At 66.2% G+C, this 19,524-nt stretch carries 13 protein-coding genes and 1 pseudogene; 9 read left to right on the top strand and 5 right to left on the bottom strand.

Translation table 11 applies throughout. From position 1 onward, the window contains the following. The first annotated feature begins 1 nt into the window (after nucleotide 1). Together AC5Y2L_RS18200 and AC5Y2L_RS18195 are read left to right on the top strand one after the other, a co-directional pair. The gene (locus AC5Y2L_RS18200; RefSeq protein ID WP_499938840.1) at nucleotides 2-1,876 is read left to right on the top strand and encodes a galactan 5-O-arabinofuranosyltransferase; all 1,875 of its coding nucleotides are present in this window, start codon (nucleotides 2-4) and stop codon (nucleotides 1,874-1,876) included. Then, nucleotides 1,876-5,142: an arabinosyltransferase domain-containing protein gene (locus tag AC5Y2L_RS18195; protein ID WP_499938838.1), complete on the top strand. Its 3,267-nt coding sequence runs from the start codon at nucleotides 1,876-1,878 to the stop codon at nucleotides 5,140-5,142. Before AC5Y2L_RS18200 ends, AC5Y2L_RS18195 begins: the two co-directional genes overlap by 1 nt. Nucleotides 5,143-5,148: 6 nt before the next feature. Here the strand turns inward: AC5Y2L_RS18195 and AC5Y2L_RS18190 are convergent. The 3 genes and pseudogenes from AC5Y2L_RS18190 to AC5Y2L_RS18180 all read right to left on the bottom strand — a co-directional run. Beyond that, a pseudogene (locus tag AC5Y2L_RS18190) lies at nucleotides 5,149-5,253 on the bottom strand (LuxR C-terminal-related transcriptional regulator); the annotation flags it as partial. Nucleotides 5,254-5,306: 53 nt separating this feature from the next. After that, nucleotides 5,307-6,398, bottom strand: coding sequence for an ankyrin repeat domain-containing protein (locus AC5Y2L_RS18185; protein WP_499938837.1), 1,092 nt, complete (start codon nucleotides 6,396-6,398; stop codon nucleotides 5,307-5,309). A gap of 661 nt (nucleotides 6,399-7,059) precedes the next feature. Then, nucleotides 7,060-8,490 carry an ADP-ribosyltransferase gene (locus tag AC5Y2L_RS18180; protein WP_499938836.1) on the bottom strand — a complete coding sequence of 477 codons (1,431 nt, stop codon included), beginning with the start codon at nucleotides 8,488-8,490 and terminating at the stop codon, nucleotides 7,060-7,062. 110 nt (nucleotides 8,491-8,600) lie between these two features. Between AC5Y2L_RS18180 and AC5Y2L_RS18175 the strand changes: the two genes are divergently transcribed. Beyond that, on the top strand, nucleotides 8,601-8,891 hold the full coding sequence (locus AC5Y2L_RS18175) for a WXG100 family type VII secretion target (RefSeq protein WP_499938834.1): 291 nt from the start codon (nucleotides 8,601-8,603) through the stop codon (nucleotides 8,889-8,891). After that, entirely contained in the window at nucleotides 8,888-9,193 is a 306-nt protein-coding gene (locus AC5Y2L_RS18170; protein WP_499938833.1) for a WXG100 family type VII secretion target, read from the top strand. The genes AC5Y2L_RS18175 and AC5Y2L_RS18170 overlap by 4 nt, the downstream gene beginning before the upstream one ends. A gap of 10 nt (nucleotides 9,194-9,203) precedes the next feature. On the opposite strand, the gene AC5Y2L_RS18165 is transcribed toward AC5Y2L_RS18170, so the two are convergent. After that, nucleotides 9,204-9,680 carry a YbaB/EbfC family nucleoid-associated protein gene (locus AC5Y2L_RS18165; protein ID WP_499938832.1) on the bottom strand — a complete coding sequence of 159 codons (477 nt, stop codon included), beginning with the start codon at nucleotides 9,678-9,680 and terminating at the stop codon, nucleotides 9,204-9,206. 269 nt (nucleotides 9,681-9,949) lie between these two features. Here AC5Y2L_RS18165 and AC5Y2L_RS18160 point away from each other — a divergent pair, with 269 nt between their 5' ends. The 3 genes from AC5Y2L_RS18160 to AC5Y2L_RS18150 are packed head-to-tail and all read left to right on the top strand — an operon-like array spanning nucleotide 9,950 to nucleotide 11,375. Further along, entirely contained in the window at nucleotides 9,950-10,267 is a 318-nt protein-coding gene (locus AC5Y2L_RS18160) for an ArsR/SmtB family transcription factor (protein ID WP_499938830.1), read from the top strand. After that, nucleotides 10,264-10,743: an SRPBCC family protein gene (locus AC5Y2L_RS18155; RefSeq protein WP_499938829.1), complete on the top strand. Its 480-nt coding sequence runs from the start codon at nucleotides 10,264-10,266 to the stop codon at nucleotides 10,741-10,743. Before AC5Y2L_RS18160 ends, AC5Y2L_RS18155 begins: the two co-directional genes overlap by 4 nt. Further along, entirely contained in the window at nucleotides 10,740-11,375 is a 636-nt protein-coding gene (locus tag AC5Y2L_RS18150) for a maleylpyruvate isomerase family mycothiol-dependent enzyme (RefSeq protein WP_499938827.1), read from the top strand. The genes AC5Y2L_RS18155 and AC5Y2L_RS18150 overlap by 4 nt, the downstream gene beginning before the upstream one ends. Here the strand turns inward: AC5Y2L_RS18150 and AC5Y2L_RS18145 are convergent. Further along, the gene (locus AC5Y2L_RS18145; protein WP_499938826.1) at nucleotides 11,364-12,500 is read right to left on the bottom strand and encodes a BTAD domain-containing putative transcriptional regulator; all 1,137 of its coding nucleotides are present in this window, start codon (nucleotides 12,498-12,500) and stop codon (nucleotides 11,364-11,366) included. The two genes, AC5Y2L_RS18150 and AC5Y2L_RS18145, sit on opposite strands and share 12 nt — an antisense overlap. Before the next feature lie 196 nt (nucleotides 12,501-12,696). On the opposite strand from AC5Y2L_RS18145, the gene AC5Y2L_RS18140 reads away from it, so the two are divergent. Together AC5Y2L_RS18140 and AC5Y2L_RS18135 are read left to right on the top strand one after the other, a co-directional pair. Further along, nucleotides 12,697-16,020: an arabinosyltransferase domain-containing protein gene (locus AC5Y2L_RS18140; protein ID WP_499938824.1), complete on the top strand. Its 3,324-nt coding sequence runs from the start codon at nucleotides 12,697-12,699 to the stop codon at nucleotides 16,018-16,020. Beyond that, the gene (locus AC5Y2L_RS18135; protein WP_499938823.1) at nucleotides 16,017-19,265 is read left to right on the top strand and encodes an arabinosyltransferase domain-containing protein; all 3,249 of its coding nucleotides are present in this window, start codon (nucleotides 16,017-16,019) and stop codon (nucleotides 19,263-19,265) included. Before AC5Y2L_RS18140 ends, AC5Y2L_RS18135 begins: the two co-directional genes overlap by 4 nt. The last annotated feature ends 259 nt before the right edge of the window (nucleotides 19,266-19,524 follow it).

The raw sequence follows: 19,524 nt of genomic DNA, 5'->3' as shown, positions 1-19,524 counted from the left end.
CATGCGCAACATGCTGGCCGTTCTCGGCCAGATGGTGCTGGCGGTATTGGTGGCCGTTCTGGTTTCGGTGATTTCGCTGGTCGCCATCTCCCGGGTGCAGTGGCCGGCGTTTCCGTCGTCGAACCAGCTGCACGCGCTGACCACCGTCGGGCAGGTCGGTTGCCTGGCCGGGCTGATCGCGACCGGCTGGCTATGGCGGCGCGGCCGCTTTCGGTGGTTGGTTCAGCTGAGCGGTCTGGTGTTCGTTTCCGCCTTCACCGTCGTGACATTGGGCATGCCGTTGGGAGCCACCAAGCTGTACCTGTTCGGCATCTCCGTCGACCAGCAATTTCGCACCGAATACTTGACCCGGCTGACCGACAGCCCCGCCCTGCAGGACATGACTTATCGCGGCCTGCCGCCGTTCTATCCGCCGGGCTGGTTCTGGATCGGCGGGCGCGTCGCCGCGCTCACCGGTACGCCGGCCTGGGAGATGTTCAAGCCGTGGGCGATCACGTCGATCACCATCGCGGTCGCCGTCGCGCTGGTGCTGTGGTGGCGGATGATCCGCTTCGAATACGCGTTGATCGTCACCACCGCCACCGCGGCGGTGATGCTCGCCTACAGCTCGCCAGAACCGTATTCCGCGATGATCGCGGTGTTGCTGCCGCCGGTGCTGGTGCTGACTTGGTCGGGACTGCGCGCCGGGACCCGCGCGGGCGGATGGGCGGGGGTCGTCGGCTCCGGGATATTTCTGGGCTTCACGGCGACGTGGTACACGCTGCTGTTCGGCTATACCGCGTTCGCGATCGGGTTGATGGCGCTGGTGCTGGCCGTTTCACGCTGGCGCGGCGACGGGCTGAAAGCGGCCCTGGATCCGCTGCGGCGGGTGGCCGTGATCGCCGTCATCGCGGCGGCCATCGGGTCCACCACCTGGCTGCCGTTCTTGTTGCGGGCGGCCCGCGCGCCGGTCAGCGACACCGGCAGCGCCCAGCATTACCTGCCGGCCGACGGCGCGGAGCTGACCTTCCCGATGCTGCAGTTCTCGCTGCTGGGCGCGATCTGCATGCTGGGCACGCTGTGGCTGGTGGTGCGGGCTCGGTCGTCGGTGCGGGCGGGCGCGCTGGCGATCGCGGTGTTGGCCGTCTATCTGTGGTCGCTGTTGTCGATGCTGACCACGCTGGCGCGCACCACGTTGCTGTCGTTCCGGCTGCAGCCGTCGCTGTCGGTGCTGCTGGTCGCGGCCGGGGTGTTCGGGTTCGTGGAAGCGGCCCAGGCGTTGGCCGGACGGAGCCGCGCGGTGCTTCCGGTGGCCGGCGCTATCGGTTTGGCCGGGGCGATCGCGTTCAGCCAGGACATTCCCGACGTGCTGCGCCCGGATCTCACCATCGCCTACACCGACACCGACGGCTACGGCCAGCGCGGTGACCGCCGACCGCCGAGTTCGGAGAAGTACTACCCGGCCATCGATGCCGCCATCCGGCGCGTCACCGGCAAGCCGCCCGACCAGACCGTGGTGCTGACCGCCGACTACAGCTTCTTGTCCTACTACCCGTACTGGGGCTTTCAGGGGCTGACGTCGCATTACGCCAATCCGCTGGCGCAATTCGACGAACGCGCCGTGCAGATCAAGCACTGGCCCAAGCTGAAGACCGCCGACGAGTTCATCCACGCGCTGGACACGCTGCCCTGGCCGCCGCCCACGGTCTTCCTGATGCGCCGCGGCGCGAGCCACACCTACACTTTGCGGCTGGCCGAGGACGTATACCCGAACCAGCCCAACGTGCGCCGCTACATCGTCGAGCTACCGGCCGCGCTCTTTGCCGACCCGCGGTTCGCGCTGGAGAACATCGGCCCGTTTGTGCTGGCTATTCGCCAACCCGGGGGTGGCGGCTGATGGCGACCGAGACCGCACCTGAAACGGTCGAAGAACTACGATCTACCTCCGTGAGCGACGCGGGAGCTAATCACCGGATCGCTCGCTTTATTGCCGTGGTCGCCGGTCTGCTGGGCGCCCTACTGGCGATCGTCACCCCGGTGCTGCCGGTCAAGCAGACCACCGCCCAATTGAACTGGCCGCAAAACGCCACCTTCAACAGCGTCGAGGCGCCGCTGATCGGCTATGTGGCCACCGAGTTGAATGTCAGCGTGCCCTGCCAGGCGGCTGCCGGACTGGCCGGGCCGCAGAACACGGGCAAGACGGTGCTGTTGTCCACCGTCCCCAAGCAGGCCCCGAAGGCCGTGGACCGCGGTCTGCTCATCCAGCGCGCCAACGAAGAGCTGGTGCTGGTGGTGCGCAACGTCGCGGTGGTCACCGCGCCGCTGAGCCAGGTGCTCAGCCCGGCCTGCCAGCGGTTGACGTTCACCGCCCACGCCGACCGGGTGACCGCCGAGTTCGTCGGCCTGACGCAGGGACCCAATGCCGAGCATCCGGGTTCCCCCCTGCGCGGCGAACGCAGCGGCTATGACTTCCGGCCCCAGATCGTCGGCGTGTTCACCGACCTGTCCGGGCCGACGCCAGCGGGTCTGAGCTTCTCGGCGACCGTCGACACCCGTTACAGCAGCAGCCCGACCACGCTGAAGCTGGTCGCGATGACGCTCGGCGTGCTGTTGACCGTTGTCGCGTTGGTCGCCCTGCACATCCTGGACACCGCGGACGGCACCAGGCACCGGCGCTTCCTGCCCGCTCGCTGGTGGTCGATCGGCGGGCTGGACGCCCTGGTCATCGGCGTGCTGGTGTGGTGGCATTTCGTGGGGGCCAACACCTCCGACGACGGCTACATCCTGACCATGGCGCGGGTGTCGGAGCATGCCGGATACATGGCCAACTACTACCGCTGGTTCGGTACGCCCGAAGCTCCGTTCGGCTGGTACTACGACCTGCTCGCGCTGTGGGCCCACGTCACCACCGCCAGCATCTGGATGCGGCTGCCGGTCCTGGCGATGGCGCTGACCTGCTGGTGGGTGATCAGCCGAGAGGTCATGCCCCGGTTGGGTCAATCCGTCAAGCACAGCCGGGCGGCGGCCTGGACCGCGGCGGGCATGTTCCTGGCGGTGTGGTTGCCGCTCGACAATGGCCTGCGGCCCGAGCCGATCATCGCCCTAGGCATTCTGCTGACCTGGTGTTCGGTCGAACGCGCGGTGGCGACCAGCAGGCTGCTGCCGGTGGCGGTCGCTTGCATCATCGGCGCGCTGACCCTGTTCTCCGGCCCGACGGGCATTGCCTCCATCGGTGCGCTGCTGGTAGCGATCGGGCCGCTGCGGACCATCCTGCACCGCAGGTCCAAACGGTTCGGCCTGCTGCCGCTGGTGTCGCCCATCCTGGCCGCCGTGACCGTCACCACGATCCTGATCTTCCGCGACCAGACCCTGGCCGGCGAGGTGCAGGCCAGCATGCTCAAGCGGGCCGTCGGGCCCAGCCTGAGCTGGTTCGACGAACACATCCGCTACGAACGGCTGTTCATGGCCAGCCCCGACGGGTCGGTGGCGCGCCGGTTCGCGGTGCTGGCCGTGGTGCTCGCGCTGGCGATCTCGGTGGCAATGTCGTTGCGCAAGGGCCGGATTCCGGGCACCGCCACCGGGCCGAGCCGCCGCATCGTCGGCATCACGATCATCTCGTTCCTGGCGATGATGTTCACTCCCACCAAATGGACACATCACTTCGGGGTGTTCGCCGGGCTGGCCGGATGCCTGGGAGCGCTTGCGGCGGTGGCGGTCACGGCTGGGTCGATGCATTCCCGACGCAATCGCACGGTGTTCGCCGCCGCCGTGCTGTTCTTGGTCGCGCTGTCGTTCGCCAGCGTCAACGGCTGGTGGTACGTCTCCAATTTCGGTGTGCCGTGGTCGAATTCGTTCCCCGATTGGCATTATGCGTTTGCCACGGTGCTGTTGGCGCTGACCGTGCTGGTGCTGTTGCTTTCCGCGTGGTTCCACTTCGTGGCTACCTCCGACGGGCCCCCCAAGACGCGGTACGGGGCCCGGGTGGCGGGAATTGTGCAGTCGCCGTTGGCAATTGCGACCTGGATCCTGGTGATTTTCGAAGTGTTCTCGTTGACCGCGGCGATGGTGACCCAGTATCCGGCGTGGTCGGTGGGCCGATCCAACCTGCAGGCGCTCACCGGGAAATCTTGCGGACTGGCCGAAGACGTGCTGGTGGAGCAGGATCCCAACGCCGGCATGCTGACTCCGGTGAACGCTCCGGTCGGCGACGCCCTGGGCTCTGGCCTGTCGGAAGCCTTCACGCCCAACGGGATTCCCGCCGATGTATCCGCCGACCCGGTGATGGAACGTCCGGGCGACCGCAGCTTCATCAATGAAGAAAGCAAGACCACTACCAGCGAGGCGGGCACCGAGGGCGGCACCAACGCCGCCCCGGGCATCAACGGCTCCCGCGCCCAGTTGCCCTACCACCTGGATCCGGCCCGCACGCCGGTGCTGGGCAGCTGGCGTTCCGGCATCCAAGTGCCCGCGATGCTGCGGTCGGCCTGGTATCGACTGCCCAGCAAGGACCAGCGCGACAAGCTGCTGGTGATCTCGGCGGCCGGCCGCTTCGACCCCCGCGAGATCCAGCTGCAGTGGGCCACTGACGACGGCGCCGCCAACGGACACCCTGGCGGGTCATTCCAATTCGGCGACGTCGGCGCCGCCCCGGCGTGGCGCAACTTGCGCCTGCCGCTATCGGTGATTCCGAGCAACGCCACCCAGGTCCGGTTGGTCGCCGACGACTCCGACCTGGCGCCGCAGCACTGGATTGCGCTTACGCCGCCGCGGATTCCGCAGCTGCGCACCCTGCAGGAGGTGGTGGGCTCGCGCGACCCGGTGTTCCTGGATTGGCTTGTGGGACTGGCCTTTCCGTGCCAGCGACCGTTCGGCCACCGCAACGGCGTGGACGAGACGCCGAAATGGCGCATTCTGCCCGACCGATTCGGTGCCGAGGCCAACTCTCCGGTGATGGACAACAACGGCGGCGGCCCCTTGGGCATCACCGAATTGCTGGTGAAGGCGACGACGGTGGCGACCTACCTGCGAGACGACTGGTTCCGGGACTGGGGCGGATTGCAACAGCTGACGCCGTACTACCCCAACGCCCAGCCGGCGCAGCTCGAGCTGGGGACGGTGACCCGCAGCGGGCTGTGGAACCCCGCGCCGCTGCGCAAGACCTAGTGACGGGGCGAGTGCCTGCACCAGCTGCACGTGGGACGCCGGTCCGAGTTTGGTGTCGACGTGCGTCAGGTGGGTTTGCACGGTGCGCGGCGAGATGAACAGACGTGCCGCGTCCGCTCACCGACCGCGCCCGACGAGTGCGGCCGAGGGTCTGCGCGGTGAGTTCATCGTTGGTATTTGGGGCGACCCGGTAGCGGTGTGGGATCGGGGTTGGCGAGTACCCAGGCGACCGCAAGCTCGTTGACGCGGTGAACAGCGTGGGCGTCGAAGTCTGCGCGCAGGCCCCTGGAAAGCTCGGCCAGTTCTTCGGCGCTGGTCACCGGCGTCTTCGAGCCGAGGTGGGAGATGAGGGCTTTTTTCATCCGGGCGAAATCACGGTCCCAGTTGACGGCGCCGTTATCGAGTAGTTCGCGCGCGATGCGGCCGGCCAGGCGAATCACCTCGCCCTGGATGGTGGCCGCCGCGCCGCTGCCGGGGACCAGGAGGTCCCATAGTTCGTTGAACTGCTCCTGCCACGCGGTGGCGGTGACCGCTATTGGTGAGATGCCGTCGTGTTTGCGGACCGGCATTGCGGGAGTGCCGCCGAACATCGCGTGAAGACTCTCGACTGCGTCGATGATGTCCGAGTTGTCGTCATCGGGCCAGCGGTCCAGGAGCGCCTGAACCCGCTGTCCGATGGCGGTCACACAGTCCGCCGCGTTGGCCGGCACGGGACTGCCAGCATCGAGCAGTATCCGCGCCGATTCAGCGACGCGCACTACCTCGCTGTTGCTGCATTGTTCCAGGGCCAGCTGCAAAGGCGTGCGTCCTCGGCCGTCGATGGACGACGTTTCCAAGGCAGTGATGTTGGCGCCGTGCTCGAGCAGGATGCGCACGTTGCGTGGGCTGCGCGGAACCGCCGAATGCAACGGGGTACGACCGTTGTTGTCCGCAGCGTTGACGTTGGCGCCGAGCTCAAGCAGCACACTGATGTCTTTATCGTGCAGGCACCAAAACGCCAGCGGGGTTTGCCCGCTGGCGTCAGGTGTGTCGACGTCAAGTCCCTGGCCGACGAGCCAGCGGGTCAAATCATCAGGGCAGTTCCGAAACCCGATGGCAACGACCTTGCACGGGCCACCGCGCGCATCAATCACACAGTCGTCGTAGACCCTCTTCAACGCATGAAGGTCGCCGGCATCAAGCAGTTGTTCGAAGTGCTTCGGCAAAGTCTTTCGCCTGGCCGCCATCATCACCTCCCCACGGGTCGAAGCGGACATCGAACCTTCATCACCGACTCAATCACCGAGGAAGTCCACCGTATCGTCGCAGCCCCATAGAATACAGGGTCAACGGAATAACCGCCGCGCCAAAGCCGCGGCCACCCGGAAAGATCAACCCGATCGCGCCGAACGACGCCGGCGGGGCCGCTACGGTCACGAAAATGCGTGCAATAAAACGGATTTCAGCGCGCTCTCCCATCCTGCCTATATACACCCTCGTTTTGTGTCATTTCTAAGCTAGTCAGGAGTGAGTCTTGAGCCGCTTATAAATCGCCCACGGGCGGTTCGTGTGCCAGCTCTTGCACTGATGCGTTAATTAATGAGGAGGAACCGGTTTTTGGATGGGCGGATAGACGCGGATGTAAATTTGCCGGCACGACAGATTGGCGACACCCGCGTGAGTAGTCGAAGTGACCGCCCCGAATCCTTGCGCGGAAGTACTACATCTTACGTCTCGTATTCGGTCCCGGATGTGTCATCCCAGAACTTCGGTGGCGCCGGCATGCGATCCTCGGGCTTAACGCCATCAATTTCTCGCTGAAACGCGTCAAACAGTCGGCGAGCGCGCTCTAGTTCCGAAGCGCTTGGCGGTGTCACGCCCGCCTCCTCCGGGGTCGAAAATGTCTTGCCTGCAATTCGTTTACTCATTTCACGACTCCTAGCGCTGTAACATTTCGATGATTGTCCTGCCTGTCCGGGGGTCGACGGTCCGACTACTCACGTAGAATTGCGTTCCCGGAGGAAAGAGTATCTCCTGCTCATGGGCATAACTCGACACACCGGAGATGTCTCGTCCGCTACTTGAAATGATGCGAAATTCTACGTTACCCGAAAAAGCCGCCGAACTGGCAATGGCTGGATTCGTTGAGGTGCTTGTGAATGCGCTTTCTGTAACAACTGTCCCGGGCTGGTAACTCGCGAGGGCCTCGGGAGGAAGGTCTGTACCACGCCAGACCGGTCCCTCGTACGTGGGGAGTTTCGTCAAGGCGCTGTTGATTGCGTCTATTCGCGCTTGCTGCGACGCATTCAAAGTGCCGCTCCTTAATGCCGCGTTTAATTCCTTGTACCCGTTACCGGTGTAGTCGGCTACCGCCAACAAATCATCGGCACTCAGCTTACTCGTCTCGGGCGCACGCTTGACGATGGCGGCGACCGTGCTCTTTATCTTTGTGACCAGACCCATGATCTTCTCGCCAGCAACCTTGGCGATCCGGGCCGCTCCTCGTGCGAGGTCGATGAGTTTTTCGATGATGCGGGCGCACCGGCGCGCTACATTGATGGCTCGGGCAGCCATGGCTGCGTTACCCCAAAGCTCGCCGCCCACTTCAACCAACAGGCCGAAGACGATTTCTCCGACTATGAACTCGGCGGCAAATTCGGCGAGTTCATCGGTCAATTGTTGGTGGGCGTCCCTGATGGCCTGGGCGAGGTTGTTGCAGCTGGTGGCCATTTGCAAGCACGCGCCACCGACTTTGTCGAACGTGCCCTTAAGGTCGTTGAGGTGCGCTGTGGCGGCCGGGATTTCGGGCGATTCCTGGCCGGCCAGGTCGGTAGTCGCCCAATCGATGGGTGTTTCACTGCTTTTGATGGTGTTGAAAGCGGTCGTCCAGGCTCGAGCAGCGGCTTCCAGCCTTTCTGGGCTGCCGTTGGGCCAGACGTAGCCGACCCATTGCTGGACGTAGTGCCAGGCCGTGGCGATGACACCGGTCGGCTCGCCGCCTCCGCCGCCGTAGGCGGACGGAACGCTCGGCACGGCGGTTGTTGGAATGGCGGGTATCGGTGCCGACGGTGGCGGCGGACTGCCCTCCGTGGAAGAGCGTTGGGCGGCTTGGTGGTTCAAACCGCTGGCCCGGATCAACTCGGCAGCGTTGACGGACATGTCGACTAGCCCGGCAAGACCGGCCACGACACCTTGGGCGACGTGGTCATATCCGCCGCTGAACTCGTGGCCAGTGTTGTCCGAGCCAGCCATCCCACCTGACCCGGTCAGACCGATTTTAAGCTGGTCGAGTGCACCGTCGAGGATCTCAGCACTGAACCGTGTCGAGGTTGATGCGCGGAAATACATCTCCGGATCTACATCAACCATCGCCCCCCTTCCGGCCGCGACGATCTCAGTGGTCGCTGGCAGGGACAGTAGTGTAGAGCGCATCAGGGGGCATCACGAGCGTGGGTAAGCGACGAAAGCGAGCAACAGGCATGGCTGAACGTGGCGGCGATGGTGTGCTTTATGTGCAGCCCAGGGAGGTGATCGCCTCGGCCAAAGACATCGATGACGTGAATACCGACATCAAAGACGCGTTTATGCGGCTCAAATCCGAGGGCGAGGAGGTGATCAACGGCTCGTGGACCGGTAGTGCGGCCACCAAGCTCGATGAGGGCTGGCAGCTATGGCAACAGGGCATCCACAAGGTCGTTGTCGCGCTCGAGCAAGTTACGGGATTAGTTATGCACTCCGCTACCGCATTCCAAACCACCGATCAAGCATGAGCGTGTTGGGGGCAGCCGGTGACGACGCCTACGCCGTTGACCTGGACGCACTGGGCAACCTCATTACGCACATGAGCCAGTTCACCAGGGCGACCGATGCCAACATCGACCTGATCGACGCCTACGTCGCGAACATGCCGTGGACGGGCGCCACCGAACAGGCCCACAAACAATGGCAAGCCCAGTGGCGTTCCGGCGTCGAAGACCTCCAAGAAGGACTCCGCAAAATCCGCGACAGCGCCAAGATCGCCCACGAGAACTACACCAGCGCCATCAACGCCAACCTGAAAATGTGGGGCTAAAAGCTGTCGCTCAGCTGCCGATGGTCCGCCCCAGCGGATCGGAGCTCGGGTCCCACTCCGGCGTCTCCCAGTCCGGCCCCAAATCCTGCTCTTCGCGCTCTTGAACAGCGCGCGTTTTCGGCGCCCGCAACGCCGTGCTGAGCTTCCCGAAATCCCGGTCCAACTGATCGAACATGTCAGCCAGCTGTGGATTAGCGCCGGTAACCTGCTTGATCAGCCCCCGCACCTGAGCCACAGCAGACTCGCATGCTTCCACGTACGCCTGCTCTATCCACGCCGCCAAACGGTCGGAGCGCAACTGCATTGCTTGCGGCGTCAATTCCAGTCGCAGCAACCTCCCATGCGCTGAAACCGTCACCCGCCCAACACCACCCGATACGGCGGGGACAGCGACCGGTGCAAACCCAGAAACCTTCACGAGCGCATCGGCCAACCAATCGCCCACCCTGCGCACCGCATCCACATCCACCGCGGAATCAAAATCCATCCCAACAAAGTAGGCCATTAGGAAGAGGTGGGCGCGCGTACGAGTCGACCAGATCGCCGATCCGCCCCCATTCATGCAGTGCCTCGCAAATGGTTCGTTCGACCCGTCGTGTGTGGGCACCAGGACTTCAATCGTGGCCTTCCTCGGCACGCGATGTCATGGGCCGAAGGATTACGCGAGCACCACGGATTTCCGAGCGGGACTGACTAAAGCACCAACCCGCACAAAACCTTGAGCTCCAGCCCTCCGTAAGCCTAGACTTACGGTTCGTGGCCACTTACCAAGACGGTTGGGTCGCGTTGGCCGACGGGACACGACGCTCGATCGTGGAGCGCCTTGCCCACGGCCCGCTGGCCGTCGGCGAACTGGCTCGTGACCTGCCGGTCAGCCGACCGGCCGTTTCACAGCACCTCAAGGTGCTCAAATCCGCCGGATTGGTGCGCGACCGCGCTTCGGGAACGCGTCGCGTCTACCAACTCGACCCGACCGGCCTGCAGGCGTTGCGGGCCGACCTCGACCGGTTTTGGAGCCAGGCACTGGCCACCTACGCACAAAGCTTCGATGAGACGGGAGGAGATCCTGCATGACCACACCCGACGTGCGTCACCACATCGTCGTCAATGCCCCGATCGAGCGGGCGTTCGCGGTCTTCACCGAGCGCTTCGGCGACTTCAAACCGCGTGAGCACAACCTGCTCGCCGTTCCCATCGCCGAGACGGTTTTCGAACCCAGGGCGGGTGGGCACATCTACGACCGGGGCGTCGACGGGACCGAGTGCCGATGGGCGCGCGTGCTGGTCTACGAGCCGCCCACCCGCGTCGTGTTCACCTGGGACATCGGTCCGACTTGGCAGCTGCAGGACGATCCGGCCAAAGCCAGCGAGGTCGAGGTGCGCTTTGTCGCCGAGGCGGCCCAACGCACCCGCGTCGAACTCGAACACCGTCATCTGGACCGGCACGGTCCGGGCTGGCAGTCGGTCGCCCGCGGCGTCGACGGTGAGGCGGGCTGGCCACTTTATCTGGACCGCTACGGTCGGCTGTTCAGCGTGGCGGCGCGATCATGACGACAGACGGTGCAACCACTTTGATGGACATGGCCCGCGCCGAGCGGGCCGACCTCGCGGCATTCCTGGCCACCCTGACGCCCCAACAGTGGGATGCGCCCAGCCTATGCACCAAGTGGAGTGTGAAAGACGTTGTCGCGCATGTGATCAGCTACGAGGAGCTGGGCACTCTCGGGTTGATCAAGCGATTCGCCAAGGGCCGGATCGTGCGGACCAACCAGGTTGGCGTCGACGAGTTCTCCGCCCTCAGCCCGCAGGAATTGCTGGATTTTCTCGGCAATCACCTGACCCCTCGCGGCCTTACCGCAGGCTTCGGCGGCATGATCGCGCTCGTCGACGGCACGGTCCACCACCAAGACATTCGGCGCGCGCTCGACCAGCCGCGCGTCATTCCCGCCGAGCGGCTGGTCCGGGTGCTCGGCCTGGTGCCGGGCAACCCCAGGCTGGGCGCCGGGCGTCGGATCAGGGGACTGCACCTGCGTGCCACCGACGTCGACTGGGAACACGGCAGCGGGGCCGAAGTATCCGGCCCCGGCGAGGCGCTGCTGATGGCAATGACCGGCCGTCCCGCGGCGCTGGCCGACCTCACCGGCCCCGGCCTGCCCACGCTGGCCAAGCGGCTAACCGGCTGAGCCGCCGCTGATCTCGACGACGAACTCCGTGCCACCGATGCGGATACGGTCGCCATCACCAAGGTTGGCGCTGCCCCGGATGCGCTGGCCGCCTACTTCGACACCATTGGTCGACCGCGAGTCGTAGATCACGAAACCTGCTCCGGTGTCGATGATCACCGCGTGATGGCGGCTGACGTCGGCGTCGTCGCCGATGACGATGTCGTTGTCGTCGAGACGCCCGATCCGGGTGGTCGCGCCGCTCAGCCGGTACCGCCGACCCGCCCGGTCAAGCAACCAGGCGTCGACCGACTCCGCAGCGTCCGCGTCGCCTTGATATGCGCCCAGCCGGCGGGTGGTGGAGATCAAGCGCTTGGCAGCCAGCGGCTGCTGGCGCAGGATGCGCTCGTGCAGCGCGGTGACGGTGGGGCCGGGGTCGATGCCGAGCCCGTCGGCCAGGGCCGTTTTGAGACGGCGATACGCGCCCAGGGCATCCGATTGGCGCTCGGTGACGTAGTAGGCGGTGATCAGCTGCGCCCACAGCGGTTCGCGATAAGGATGCTCGGCGGTAAGCGCCTCGAGCTGCCCGATCACCGCCCCGGCCCGGCCGCAAGCGATCTCGGCATCGGCGTGCGCGGTGTGCGCCGCCACCTTTTCTTCCACCAGTGCGGTGGCGAACGCCTGCACGAATGTGTAATCGCGCAAGTCGTCGAGGACCGGTCCGCGCCATTCGCGCAGCGCGGCCGACAGGTGACTGCTGGCATCCTCGAATCGTCCAGCCGCGGCGGCCTGGATGCCGGCGGCCTTTTCGGCCGTGAACCGCCCGACGTCGCACTCGGTATCGGCAATGCTGAGCTGGTACCCCGGCGGGGCGCTGGCCAGCACCTGGTAAGGGTCGACGCCGGCGTCGCGCAGCAGCCGCCGCAGATTGGAAACGTGGGATTGGATGCTGGTGCGAGCGGCCGGTACCGGATCGTCGTCCCAGACCGCGTCGATCAACGCGTCGACCGAGACCGGACGGTTGCGGTTGATCACCAGCATGGCCAAAACCGCCCGCTGTTTGGGCGCGCCCAACGGCAACCGGACGCCGTGAGTGGTCATCAGTAGCGGCCCCAGCACGCCGAACCCGAGTCCCGAGCACTTCATTTGCGCCGCCAGCCTCCTGGGTTTCGAGGGCCTTATAGCTCCTGATGTAGCTCCCCTTGTAGCTCCCCATTGTGACGGCATGCGCGGCCGCAAGCGGGTGAATCCACGCGGCTCGGGTTGCGTTGGGCAGCGGGGCCTGCATTGCCCGGCCCGGCGTCCTCACTCGGGAAAGCGGCGTCGCTTACCATCGACCCTCGTGTCCTCCGACGGTAACGAGCGATCGCAGCGGATCCCGCGGTTGGTCGCCGCCGTCGCCGGCCTGGTGGGCCTGATCCTGTGCGCCCTTGTTCCGTTGCTTCCGGTAAGGCAGACCACGTCGACCATCCGGTGGCCCCAAGGCGCCACGGCGGACGGTCACGTCACGCAGATCACCGCGCCGCTGGTTTCCGGGTCGCCGCGTGCGCTGGACATCTCCATCCCGTGCGCGGCGATGGCCACCCTGCCCGCCGACGGCGGCCTGGTGCTGTCCACCCTGCCGTCGGGCGGCATAGACGCCGGCAAGCACGGATTGTTCGTGCGCGCCAGTAAAGACGTGATCGTCGTCGCGTTCCGGGACTCGGTGGCCGCGGTGGCGCAGCGCTCGGCCGTCGGCGCCTGCAGCGTCCTGCACATCTGGGCTGACGCCGGTTCCGCGGGTGCGGACTTCGTCGGCATCCCGGGGGCCAGGGGTGTCCTCGCCCCGGAGAAGAAGCCCCAGGTTGGTGGGATCTTCACCGAGATGAAGGTTGCCGCCCAACCCGGGTTGTCGGCGCGCATCGACGTCGACACCAGGTTCATCACGGCGCCGACGACGCTGAAGACGCTGCTGATGGTCCTTGGTGCGCTCGCGGTGCTGGTAGCCATCGTGGCGATGAGCGTGCTGGATCGCCACAGCCGGGGCGACGTCACACTGCGCGACTGGCGATCACCCATCGCCTGGCTCTCCCGGTACCGCCCCCGTGAGCATCGCCCATCGTGGTGGCGGGTTGGCCTGACGACCTGGATCGCCGATGCCGGAGTGATCGCGACGCTGCTGCTCTGGCACGTCCTCGGCGCCACGTCGTCGGACGACGGGTACAACTTGACCATCGCCCGCGTGGCACCACACGCCGGATACATCGCGAACTACTACCGGTATTTCGGTACCACGGAGGCCCCGTTCGATTGGTACCACTCGGTGTTGGCCCAGCTGGCGTCGGTGAGCACTGCCGGGGTATGGATGCGAGCGCCCGCCACGCTGGCCGGGATCGCCTGCTGGCTGTTGATCAGCCGCTGCGTGCTGCGACGACTGGGACCGGGGCGCGGCGGGTTGGCGGCGAACGGGGCGGCGGTGTTGACCGGGGGCGCCGTCTTCCTGGCCGCCTGGCTGCCGTTCAACAACGGGCTGCGACCCGAGCCGCTGATCGCGCTGGGCGTGGTCTTGACCTGGAAGCTGGTGGAACGATCCATCGCACTGGGCCGCTTGGCTCCCGCGGCGGTCGCGATCATCGTCGCGACGCTCACCGCGACGCTCGCACCGCAGGGATTGATCGCCGTCGCCGCTCTGGTTACCGGCGCGCGGGCCATCGCCCAGACGATCCGGCGCCGACGGGCGACCGATGGTCTGCTGGCCCCGCTGGCCGTGCTGGCGGCGTCGTTATCGCTGATCACCGTGGTCGTGTTTCGCAGTCAGACGCTCGCCACGGTTGCCGAGTCGGCACGCATCAAGTACAAGGTCGGCCCCACCATCGCGTGGTACCAGGAATTCCTGCGTTACTACTTCCTGACGGTGGAGTCCAACCCGGACGGGTCGATGGCGCGGCGGTTCGCGGTGCTGGTGCTTCTGCTGTGCATGTTCGGCGTGATGTTCATACTGCTGAGGCGCGGCGGAGTGCCCGGGCTGGCCGGCGGCCCGGGGTGGCGGTTGATCGGCACCACCGCGGTTGGCCTGCTGCTTTTGACGTTCACCCCGACCAAGTGGGCCGTGCAGTTCGGCGCATTCGCCGGGCTCGCCGGCGCGCTGGGTGCGGTGACCGCGTTCGCGGTCGCCCGTATCGGCCTGCACAGCCGCCGCAACCTGACGCTGTACGTGACGGCGCTGCTCTTCGTGCTGGCGTGGGCCACCTCCGGCATCAACGGCTGGTTCTACGTCGGCAACTACGGGGTGCCGTGGTGGGACATTCAGCCCGTGATGGCGAGCCTCCCCGTGACGTATATGTTCCTTATTTTGTCTGTCCTCACCGGATTGCTGGCCGCCTGGTTCCACTTCCGGATGGACTATGCCGGGCACACCGAAGTCAAGGACAACCGGCGCAACCGCGTGCTGGCTTCTACGCCACTGCTGGTGGTGGCGGTGATCATGGTCCTCGGCGAAGTCGGCTCGCTGGCCAAGGGCGCGGTGGTCCGCTATCCGCTTTACACCACCGCCAAAGCGAACGTGGCCGCGATCAAGTCCGGGCTCTCCAACACCAGTTGCGCGATGGGCGATGACGTGCTCGCCGAACCCGACCCCAATGTTGGACTGTTGCAGCCGGTCCCGGGGCAGCAATTCGGCCCGGCGGGACCGCTCGGCGGAACCAACCCCGTTGGCTTCAAACCCGACGGAGTCGGCGATGACCTGAGATCAAACCCGGTGGTGACCAAACCGGGAGTGGTGAACTCCGATGCGTCACCCAACAAGCCCAACGCCTCCATGACCGATTCCGCGGGCACCGCGGGGGGTAAAGGCCCGGTCGGGGTGAACGGGTCGCGCGCGGCGCTGCCCTTCGGCCTGGACCCGGCCCGCACCCCGGTGATGGGCAGCTACGGAGAGAACTCGCTGGCCGCCACCGCGACGTCGGCTTGGTATCAGCTGCCGCCCCGCGCGCCGGACCGGCCGCTGGTCGTGGTCTCCGCGGCCGGTGCCATCTGGTCGTACAAAGAGGACGGCACCTTCACCTATGGGCAGCAGCTGAAACTGCAGTGGGGTGTCACCCGCCCCGACGGCAGCACCCAACCGCTTGCGGAGGTACACCCGATCGACATCGGGCCGGAGCCGGCGTGGCGCAACCTGCGCTTCCCACTGGCCTGGGCGCCACCGGAGGCTAACGTGGCACGCATCGTCGCATACGACCCCAACCTCAGTTCCGAACAGTGGTTCGCGTTCACGCCGCCACGGGTACCGGTGCTCCAAACGTTGCAGCAACTGCTCGGCTCGAACACCCCGGTACTCATGGACATCGCGACGGCCGCGAACTTCCCCTGCCAGCGGCCGTTCTCCGAACACCTTGGCGTGGCGGAACTTCCGCAATACCGCATCCTGCCCGACCACAAACAGACGGCCGCGTCGTCGAACGGGTGGCAGGCCGCCGAGACGGGCGGGCCGTTCCTGTTCACTCAGTCAATGCTGTATGCCACGACGGTCTCGACGTACCTGAGTGGCGACTGGCATCGCGACTGGGGGTCCGTCGAGCAGTATCACCGGTTGGTGCCGGCCGAACAGGCGCCCAACGCCGTCATCGACCAGGGCGCCAAAACGGTTTCCGGGTGGGCCCGGCAAGGACCGATACGGGCCCTGCCATGAGCGTCATCGACTCCGAACACCGAGCGGCGGCGACGCAGCGTGACGCCGATCAGAACGTGCGGGTGACGCGCTGGGTGGCGACGATCGCGGGGCTGCTCGGCTTCGTGCTGTCGGTCGCCACGCCGCTGCTGCCCGTGGTGCAGACCACCGCGATGCTGAACTGGCCGCAAAACGGCCAGCTGAACAGCGTTACCGCGCCGCTGATTTCGCTGACGCCGGTCGACGCCAGCGTGACCGTGCCGTGCTCGGTGGTGCGCGACCTGCCGCCCGACGGCGGGGTGATCCTGAGCACGGCACCCAAGAAGGGCAAGGACGCCGCGCTCAATGCGTTGTTCGTCGTCGTCAGCAGCCAGCGGGTAGACGTCACCGACCGCAACGTGGTGATCGTCAGCGCGCCACGCGACCTGGTGGCCTCACCGCAGTGCGACCACATCGATGTCACCTCCACCCGGGCCGGTACCTTCGCGACCTTCGTCGGCCTGACGGATCCCGCGGGCAAGCCGTTGCGCGGCGGGTTCGCCGATCCCAACCTGCGCCCGCAGATCGTCGGGGTGTTCACCGACCTGACCGGACCTGCCCCGCCCGGCCTGCGGTTCTCGGCGACCATCGACACCCGGTTCTCCACCACGCCCACGACGCTCAAACTCGTCGCGATGGTGGTGGCGATCGTGTCGACCATCGTCGCGCTGATCGCGCTCTGGCGCCTGGATCAGTTGGACGGCCGGCGAATGCAACGCTGGATTCCGACGCGATGGCGCAAGTTCACCCTGATCGACGCCACGGTGATATTCGGGTTCCTGCTGTGGCATGTGATCGGCGCGAATTCCTCCGACGACGGCTACATCCTCGGGATGGCCCGGGTAGCCGATCACGCCGGCTACATGTCGAACTACTTCCGCTGGTTCGGCAGCCCGGAGGACCCGTTCGGCTGGTACTACAACCTGCTGGCGCTGATGACGCACGTGAGCGACCACAGCCTGTGGATGCGACTGCCCGACTTGGTCGCCGGGCTGGTCTGCTGGCTGCTGCTGTCGCGGGAGGTGCTGCCCCGGCTGGGGCCGGCGGTGACTTCCAGCACCGCCGCCAACTGGGCGGCCGGTTTGGTCCTGCTCACCGCGTGGATGCCGTTCAACAACGGCCTTCGTCCGGAGCCGATCATCGCGGTCGGTTCGCTGGTGACCTACGTGCTGATCGAGCGGTCGATGCGGTACAGCCGCATGACCCCGGCGGCGCTGGCGGTCATCACCGCGGCGTTCACGCTGGCTGTCCAGCCCACCGGTCTCATCGCGGTGGCCGCGCTGATCGCCGGTGGCCGCCCGATCCTGCGAATCCTGGTCCATCGCCATCGCCTGGTCGGCACCTGGCCGCTGGTCGCCCCGATGCTGGCGGCCGGGTTCGTAGTACTGACCGTGGTCTTCGCCGACCAGACACTGTCAACGGTGTTGGAGGCCACCAGGATTCGCACCGCGATCGGCCCCAGCCAGGCGTGGTACACCGAAAACCTGCGCTACTACTACCTCTTCCTGCCCACCGTCGACGGTGCGGTGTCGCGGCGGTTCGGCTTCCTGATCACCGCGCTGTGCCTGTTCACCGCCGTGTTCATCATGTTGCGGCGCAAGCGAATTCCAGGGGTGGCCCGTGGGCCGGCGTGGCGGCTGATGGGTGTCATCTTCGCGACCATGTTCTTCCTGATGTTCACCCCGACCAAGTGGGTGCACCACTTCGGGCTCTTCGCCGCGGTGGGGGCGGCGATGTGCGCGCTGACCACGGTTTTGGTGTCGCATGACGTGCTGCGCTGGTCGCGCAACCGGATGGCGTTCGCGGCGGCCGTGCTGTTCGTGTTGGCGCTGTGTTTCGCCACCTTCAACGGCTGGTGGTACGTGTCCAGCTACGGCGTGCCGTTCAACAGCGCCATGCCGAAGATCGCCGGAATCACGGTCAGCGCAGTCTTTTTCGCGCTGTTCGCGGTCGCTGCCCTGTGGGCGATGTGGTTGCACTTCGCGCCGCGGGACCGCGGTGAGGGCCGGCTCGCGCGGGCGGTGACGGCCGCGCCGGTGCCGCTCGCGGCGGCGTTCATGGCGGTGGTGTTCGTAGCGTCGATGGTGGCCGGGATCGTGCGTCAGTACCCCACCTACTCCAACGGCTGGTCCAACTTGCGCGAGTTCGCCGGTGGCTGCGCACTCGCCGACGACGTGCTCGTCGAACCGGACAGCAACGCCGGCTATATGCCGCCCCTGCCCGGCGATTACGGTCCGTTGGGTCCGCTGGGCGGCGTCAACCCCGTCGGGTTCACGCCCAACGGCGTACCGGACCACACGGTGGCCGAGGCGGTTCAGGAGACATCGGTGCCGCAGCCCGGCACCGACTACGACTGGTACGCATATGACTGGCGCGCACCGACCAGGTTGAAGACGCCGGGCATCAATGGATCCCTGGTGCCGTTGCCCTACGGCCTCAATCCCGAGCAGGTTCCGCTGGCGGGCAGCTACACCACCGGTGCCCAACAGCAGAGCAGGCTCGCCTCGGCCTGGTACCAGCTACCCAAGCCGGACGACGGCCACCCGCTGATCGTGGTGACCGCGGCGGGCACGATCGCCGGAAACAGTGTGCTGCACGGGCATACCAATGGGCAGACCGTGGTCCTCGAATACGGCCGGCCCGGACCCGGCGGTGACCCCGTGCCGGCGGGGCGGCTGGTGCCCTACGACCTGAACGGGGAACAGCCGAAGGCGTGGCGCAACCTACGGTTCGCCCGCGACAAGGTGCCCGCGGACGCGGTCGCGGTCCGGTTGGTCGCCGAAGACCTCTCCCTGACGCCCGACGACTGGATCGCGGTGACACCGCCGCGGGTGCCGGAATTGCGTTCCCTGCAGGAGTACGTCGGCTCTACCCAGCCGGTGCTGATGGATTGGGCGGTCGGCCTGGCCTTCCCGTGCCAGCATCCGATGCTGCACGCCAATGGCGTCACCGAAATCCCGAAGTTCCGCATCACACCGGACTACAACGCCAAGAAGCAGGACACCGACACCTGGGAGGACGGCGTCAACGGCGGTCTGCTGGGCATCACCGACCTGCTGCTGCGGGCACACGTCATGTCGACCTACCTGTCCCGGGACTGGGGTCGCGACTGGGGGTCGCTGCGCAAGTTCGACACCCTCGTGGACGCCGGGCCGGCCCAGCTCCAACTCGGCACCGCGACCCGCAGCGGCTGGTGGTCACCCGGAGCGATGCGGATCAAGCCGTAGCGCCAGGCTGTTCAGAGCGGGCTTCGGCGGGGCCGTCTCGTGGTGGCGCTTCTCCGGAGCGCCCCAGACACATCAGCCACGCTCGTCCCTACGATGCTGGGCAAGTCATTTTGCAACGTGATACCACCCGCGATATCGACTTCGAGACCGCAACATGGGAATGTTTCTGGCCTGCGAGTGACGTGAGCACGACGAAGAACATGCCTACGGCCGTGTCGCCAGCCGCGCAGCGGAGTCAAGTGAGTTTCGACCGGACTTA

The organism is Mycobacterium sp. NGS66 (genome assembly GCF_059812225.1).
The sequence above is the reverse complement of the archived record's forward strand: the minus strand, read 5'-3'. Positions and strand labels throughout refer to the sequence as shown.